The 4,039-nt window shown below is 55.5% G+C and carries 6 protein-coding genes; 4 read left to right on the top strand and 2 right to left on the bottom strand.

Annotated elements, in window-relative coordinates; translation table 11 throughout:
• Positions 1-2 precede the first annotated feature (2 nt).
• From ACH2CW_RS06520 to ACH2CW_RS06510, 3 genes are read left to right on the top strand one after another with little or no spacing between them, the layout of a single operon-like run.
• Positions 3-275: a DUF1330 domain-containing protein gene (locus ACH2CW_RS06520; protein WP_395056301.1), complete on the top strand. Its 273-nt coding sequence runs from the start codon at positions 3-5 to the stop codon at positions 273-275.
• Between the two features lie 28 nt (positions 276-303).
• Positions 304-1,587, top strand: coding sequence for a phosphopyruvate hydratase (gene eno, locus ACH2CW_RS06515; protein WP_395056299.1), 1,284 nt, complete (start codon positions 304-306; stop codon positions 1,585-1,587).
• A gap of 10 nt (positions 1,588-1,597) precedes the next feature.
• Complete coding sequence (locus ACH2CW_RS06510; RefSeq protein WP_395056297.1) at positions 1,598-1,873, top strand: septum formation initiator family protein; 276 nt, start codon at positions 1,598-1,600, stop codon at positions 1,871-1,873.
• On the opposite strand, the gene ACH2CW_RS06505 is transcribed toward ACH2CW_RS06510, so the two are convergent.
• The gene (locus ACH2CW_RS06505; RefSeq protein ID WP_395056295.1) at positions 1,874-2,842 is read right to left on the bottom strand and encodes an Hsp33 family molecular chaperone HslO; all 969 of its coding nucleotides are present in this window, start codon (positions 2,840-2,842) and stop codon (positions 1,874-1,876) included.
• 151 nt (positions 2,843-2,993) lie between these two features.
• Entirely contained in the window at positions 2,994-3,518 is a 525-nt protein-coding gene (locus tag ACH2CW_RS06500) for a gamma carbonic anhydrase family protein (protein ID WP_395056293.1), read from the bottom strand.
• Between the two features lie 56 nt (positions 3,519-3,574).
• Between ACH2CW_RS06500 and ACH2CW_RS06495 the strand changes: the two genes are divergently transcribed.
• On the top strand, positions 3,575-4,039 hold a 465-nt coding region (locus ACH2CW_RS06495), incomplete at its 3' end, for a DUF455 family protein (RefSeq protein ID WP_395056291.1).

Here is a 4,039-nt window from a genome sequence, read left to right as displayed (position 1 = left end):
TCATCGCCAACGTCACAGTTACCAACCCGGAACAATATGCCGACTACAAAAAACTGTCGACAATTGCCGCAGAGACTTACAGCGCAGAGTTTTGCGCGCGTGGTGGTGCGGTTGAAGTGCTGGAAGGCGACTGGACGCCTGACCGGGTGGTGATTTTGAAATTTCCTTCCGTTGAAAAAGCCAAAGCCTATTACCACTCGGTTGAATACACAGCTGCCATCAGTGCGCGCCAAGGCGCATCGGTGATGCGCATGGTCGTCGTTGAAGGCGCCTGATTTTTTTAATTTTTTTTGAAAGCTTTTAATGAGCGCAATTGTTGACATCGTAGGTCGCGAAATCCTGGACAGTCGGGGTAACCCAACGGTTGAATGTGACGTGTTGCTGGAATCCGGTGTGATGGGCCGCGCGGCTGTGCCATCCGGTGCGTCCACCGGCTCGCGCGAGGCCATTGAGCTGCGCGACGGCGATATGGGCCGCTATTTGGGCAAGGGTGTGCTGAAAGCCGTAGAGCATATCAACACTGAAATCTCCGAAGCTGTGCTGGGGCTGGATGCCAGCGAGCAGGCGTTTTTAGACCGCACGCTGATTGACCTGGACGGCACTGACAACAAGTCACGCCTGGGTGCCAATGCCATGCTGGCCGTCAGCATGGCCGTGGCGCGTGCTGCAGCTGAAGAAGCTGGCCTGCCCTTGTACCGCTACTTTGGCGGCAGTGGCGCCATGCAGATGCCGGTGCCGATGATGAATGTCATCAACGGGGGTGCGCATGCCAACAACAACCTTGACTTGCAAGAGCTGATGATCATTCCGGTCGGTGCGCCCAGCTTTCGCGAAGCCGTGCGCTACGGCGCTGAGGTGTTTCATGCGCTGAAAACAATCATTCAAGACAAAGGCATGAGCATTGCCGTGGGCGATGAAGGCGGCTTTGCGCCTAACGTAGCCAACCATGAAGCTGCCATTCAGATGATTCTGGAAGCTATTGACAAAGCGGGTTTTGTGGCAGGCGAGCAAATTGCCCTGGGCCTGGACTGCGCCGCCAGCGAGTTTTACAAAGATGGCAAATATGTGTTGGGTGCAGAGGGCCTGAGCCTGGACGCAACCGAGTGGACAAATATCTTGGCAACGTGGGCGGACAAATACCCCATCATCAGCATTGAAGACGGCATGGCTGAGGGCGACTGGGACGGCTGGAAGATTCTGACCGAGCGCCTGGGCAAAAAAGTCCAGCTGGTAGGAGACGATTTGTTTGTGACTAACACCAAGATCTTAAAAGTGGGTATTGACAAGCAGATTGCCAATTCCATCCTGATCAAAATTAACCAGATTGGCACGCTGACTGAAACTTTCGCCGCCATTGAGATGGCCAAGCGTGCGGGCTACACCGCAGTGATTTCGCATCGCTCGGGGGAGACTGAAGACACCACCATTGCTGACATTGCCGTGGGCACCAACGCAGGGCAAATCAAAACGGGTTCACTGTCGCGTACTGACCGCATGGCCAAGTACAACCAGTTGCTGCGCATCGAAGAAGACCTGGGCGAGGTGGCAACGTACCCAGGCCGCTCCGCTTTTTATAACCTCAAGTGAGTTAACCGCCTTGGCGAACCGCATCGTCCCCGCTATTTTGATTGTGCTGCTGGTGATTTTTCACGCGCAGCTGTGGACGGGCCGGGGCAGTATTCCCAATGTGCGCGACATGCAGCAGCGGCTGTCTGACCAGCAAGGCAAAAACATCAAGTCGCAAGAGGCCAATGACCAACTGGCCGCTGAAGTCAAAGACCTGAAGGAGGGCTTGGAGATGGTGGAAGAAAAAGCACGCTCTGAGTTGGGTATGGTCAAGCCCAACGAGATTTTTGTTCAGGTCAACAAGTAATTACTGAACAGCTTGCGGGGGCGGTTGCTGCCGGTCTGCCTGCGTAAAAATCTGCGCCGCGTCAACCGGGTCAAATTCTTCCAGAGCACCGCAAAACTCGCAGGTCACGCTGACTTTACCCTGCTCGGCAATGATGCTTTCGATTTCGTCCGTGCCCAGTGTACGCAGCATACTGGCCACCCGCTCACGCGAGCAACTGCAGGCAAAACTGGGCTTGAGCACTTCAAACCGGGTGATGGGTTCTTCCCAAAACAGGCGGTGCAAAATCGTGTCAGCGTCCAGGCTCAAGAGCTCTTCACGCTTGAGGGTGGAGGCGAGCAGCGAAATTCGTTGGTAGTCTTCGTTTTTGCCAATCTGGTCTTCGTTGGCATCAACATCCATCTGCCCTTCCAGGTTGCCCTGCCCTTTGACCGGCAAACGCTGAATCAACAACCCTGCGGCAATGTTTCCATCTGCAGCAAGGATCAGTTTCGTGTCGAGCTGCTCGCTTTGCAGCATGTAATGCTCCAGCACTTCGCTGATGTTTTCAATTTTTTCGCGGCTGTCGCCAAACAGCGGCACCACGCCCTGGTACGCCTGCTGACCGGGAAATTTATCTTTAGGGTCAAGCGTGATGGCGCAGCGGCCCTCGTTGTTGACGTTGACCAGCTGACTCAATGTGCTGCCAGCATCAACCACGCCCGTGACCGTCGCAGTAGCGCGCAGGCTCAGGTCAGGCTGTACCTCGGCGACTGCCAGCTTGACCGGCCCATCGCCAAAAATTTGCAGCACCAAAGCCCCATTGAACTTGATGTTGCCCTGCATCAGCGCACCCGCAGCCGTCATTTCCCCTAGCAGGTGCATCACCTCTACCGGGTAACCACCAGCGCCCTGCCGGCGTTTCAAAATCTCCTGCCAGGAGTCAGTCAGGCGCACCAGCATGCCGCGTACCGGCAAGCCATCGAAGATGAATTTGTGAAGTTCACTCATGAGACCCCCACGCTTTCCCACTTCGTGTGGACGCTGCCCCCCGAGGGGGCCGCTGCGCCTGCGGCCTGGCAAAGCCAGTTCCGCGACCCCTGCTTGGTTTTGACTGTCTCGGAGCGAGAAGGAATTTGCATTTTCATATTTGTGTAAGGGTTCAAGCCAGCTTTTTAAGCCCAAGTTTGTAGCGGCTGGCATTGTCCATATAGTGCCTCGCGCTCATTTTTAAACCCTCCGTCTGCTCTGGCGACAGCATTCGCACCGCTTTGGCGGGGCTGCCGATGATCATCGAGCCATCTGGGAACTCTTTGCCCTCAGTCACCAGCGCGCCAGCGCCTACCAGGCAGTTGTTGCCAATCTTCGCGCCGTTCAGCACGATGGCACCAATGCCGATCAGCGAGTTGTTGCCCACGGTGCAGCCGTGCAGCATGACCTGGTGGCCGACGGTGACGCCCTCACCAATCACCAAAGGCATGCCAATGTCTGCATGCAATACGCTGTTGTCTTGTACGTTAGAGCCCTTACCCACGGTGATGGTCGATGTATCGCCTCGAATCACCACGCCAAACCATACGCTGCTGCCCTCCGCCAGCGTCACATTGCCCATGACCTGCGCGTTGTCAGCCACCCAGGCGGTGGGATGGATGATGGGTTTTAAAGTATCAAGTTGGTAAGTGGCCATGGTGGTTGCTGTGAAGTGATGAAGTGATACGTCAAGGTCTCGCCTCAATTGTAAGGATGCCCGACAATCTGGCCATGACGATTTTCCAGACAACTTTTGAAGACAGGCCAGAGCTTCGACAACTTGCTCTGCAAGCGCTTTTACAGTCAGATTCAGATAAAAAAGTGGCTCTAACCCAGCATTTACATGCGCAATTAGCTACTATTTTAATAGCGACTGGTAGAGTGTGCACTGAGCCTGCCGGCGTGCCTGGCTGCCCAGCAAAGCCTGAACTGCGCTCACATCTTGATGTGCCCAAGCGCTCGCCGTTTACCACCGAAGGCCTGGCCGCGCTGCTACATGCTGTCACGCACATTGAATTTAACGCCATCAACCTGGCACTTGATGCCATCTGGCGCTTTGACAGCATGCCGCGTCAGTATTACCTGGACTGGCTGACCGTGGCGGCAGAGGAAGCGCATCACTTTAGCCTGCTACGCGCCCACCTGCAGGCCATGGGCTATGACTATGGCGACTTCCCC

The organism is Polaromonas sp. (assembly GCF_043778355.1).
Classification (GTDB): domain Bacteria; phylum Pseudomonadota; class Gammaproteobacteria; order Burkholderiales; family Burkholderiaceae_C; genus Polaromonas.
This window is presented reverse-complemented; position numbering and strand designations above follow the sequence as displayed.